Origin of the sequence: Clostridioides sp. ZZV14-6345 (assembly GCF_020657775.1) — a bacterium.
Lineage (GTDB): Bacteria > Bacillota > Clostridia > Peptostreptococcales > Peptostreptococcaceae > Clostridioides > Clostridioides difficile_D.
The window spans coordinates 1-265 of sequence record NZ_JAGWCX010000254.1 but is presented as its reverse complement, the minus strand read 5'-3'; the positions used below and the strand labels follow the sequence as shown (position 1 = coordinate 265).

Here is a 265-nt window from a genome sequence, read left to right as displayed (position 1 = left end):
TATTTATGGATGCTATACATTATAAAGTTAGAAGTGAAGGTAGAATAATAAACAAAGCAGCCTATATAGCTATAGGTATTAACTTAGAAGGCATAAAGGAGGTTTTAGGAATATGGATTGGAGAAAATGAAAGTTCAAAGTATTGGCTAAAGGTACTTACAGATGTCAAAAACAGAGGAGTTAAGGATATATTAATAGCTTCTGTAGATGGACTAGTTGGATTTTCTGATGCAATTAAAGCAGTATTTCCTGATACTGAAATACA

Annotated in this window: 1 protein-coding gene; it reads left to right on the top strand. The window is 31.3% G+C overall.

The features are described 5' to 3' along the window. A partial coding sequence (locus tag KGF39_RS19690) for a transposase (protein WP_227823603.1) occupies window positions 1-265 on the top strand: 265 nt, incomplete at both ends.